General features: G+C 47.1%; 3 protein-coding genes. All 3 read left to right on the top strand.

Going from position 1 to position 1,515, the window contains the following annotated elements; translation table 11 throughout:
* Window positions 1-224: 224 nt before the first annotated feature.
* Window positions 225-353 carry a hypothetical protein gene (locus tag RTW80_RS25120; protein WP_001334698.1) on the top strand — a complete coding sequence of 43 codons (129 nt, stop codon included), beginning with the start codon at window positions 225-227 and terminating at the stop codon, window positions 351-353.
* 288 nt (window positions 354-641) lie between these two features.
* The gene (locus RTW80_RS25115; RefSeq protein WP_001333498.1) at window positions 642-899 is read left to right on the top strand and encodes a helix-turn-helix domain-containing protein; all 258 of its coding nucleotides are present in this window, start codon (window positions 642-644) and stop codon (window positions 897-899) included.
* Between the two features lie 170 nt (window positions 900-1,069).
* A partial coding sequence (locus RTW80_RS25110) for a GNAT family protein (protein ID WP_312720768.1) occupies window positions 1,070-1,515 on the top strand: 446 nt, incomplete at its 3' end.

The raw sequence follows: 1,515 nt of genomic DNA, 5'->3' as shown, positions 1-1,515 counted from the left end.
AACGGTCTGCGTTGTCGGGAAGATGCGTGATCTGATCCTTCAACTCAGCAAAAGTTCGATTTATTCAACAAAGCCCACCTGCCCATGAACTCCCGGATTATATCCACTATCACCTGGAACGGGCCGGAGTGATCTGTGGACGGTTACGTATCGTTCGAAGCACCAAGTTCCATATTATTAAGCCCGGGAGCGTTGGCCGTACATCCCACAAGATCATTGTACCGATGAGCCAGTACGATGCTGAATGCGTGATTGAAGATGTCGGCGCACTTGAACAGGCATACGCTTTCGGGATCGGCAGAAAGCGGATATTCGGCTTTGGCTATATGAACAGCATCGAAGTGCTTTCCTGAACAGGCCATTAAGCATAGTTATTATCTGAATTTCAAACCGACTCGCAAACTTACGGCATTAACACTTCTGATACACCCTTTAAATGCTGTAAACTGTTGTAGCCCTTACTAAATCGTAAGAGTGGGGATTTGCAGCCCCGACTAATGACACGCCGTTCATGTACTTGAACGGTTCGCACTCGCTCGCCTGTTTTTTGTCAATGGTGGGTCGGGGCGTGGGAGCCTTACGGCTCGCCAGTCGTCATTAGCTGGTACTGCAAACCATGTTCCGATTCACCACCAAAGGAAATGGAGATGGAAAAACAGGACTGGCATAAGGCAGACATCATAGCTGCGCTACATAAGAAAGGTTTGTCACTTGCCTCACTGAGTAGGGCTAACGGTCTTTCAAGCAGCACTCTGGCAAATGCACTGACACGTGACTGGCCTAGAGGCGAGATCATCATCGCTAATGCAATTGGTGAAGAACCTCAAGAAATATGGCCAACCCGATATTTTGATAAGGCAGGAATGCCGATCAAGAGAATCATAAGAAAACCGGTTTAAATGAAAAAGGCTGGCATTTTTGCTGGCCTTATATACCTCCTGGCTCTGCTACTGAAACCACTAACACCGATCAAATGGTCATCAGCGAAATACCCCGTTCATTTCTATTGACCTCTTTACCTCCATGTAATCAAATTGATGGAATAATAACGGTTACGAGAGACAAACTGATGACGGTGTTATCTGCCCCTGAAATGCGCTTTGGAACCAAACAGGATGTTCCCTTTATCATAGCGGTGATTCGCGACGGTATGCGGGATGGGTATTTTAACTTTGATGATGATGACGGACTGTCTCAGTTCGAAAGTCAGATCTCAGAAGCCATTGCCAGGCGGGAACGGGGAGAGAATTGCGCCGATTTCTTGTTTGTCTTTGATGCTCAACATAATGGCGCAGCGATAGGTTTTGCCCTACTGACGGGCAAAAATGGTGCAAATGGACTTGCTTCACATCTGGAAATCAGGATGTTTGGTGTTACCAGGAGTCAAAGACAAAAAGGATTTGGGCGCTCCATGTTGCAAAGTATTCTGGATGCTACTCCCGGCCATAAAGTGGAGGCATCCTGTCTTCCTGCATCAGTTGTCATGGCCAGGATGCTGACTAATGCGGGTTTTCA

The organism is Escherichia sp. AM3, assembly GCF_032029835.1.
GTDB classification, from domain to species: Bacteria; Pseudomonadota; Gammaproteobacteria; order Enterobacterales; family Enterobacteriaceae; genus Escherichia; species Escherichia coli.
The sequence above is the reverse complement of the archived record's forward strand: the minus strand, read 5'-3'. Positions and strand labels throughout refer to the sequence as shown.

What these genes read in the sequence shown, in the direction of transcription:
- RTW80_RS25120 (WP_001334698.1), top strand. Translation starts at nt 225, where the DNA reads ATGAGCCAGTACGATGCTGAATGCGTGATTGAAGATGTCGGCGCACTT.
- RTW80_RS25115 (WP_001333498.1), top strand. Translation starts at nt 642, where the DNA reads ATGGAGATGGAAAAACAGGACTGGCATAAGGCAGACATCATAGCTGCG.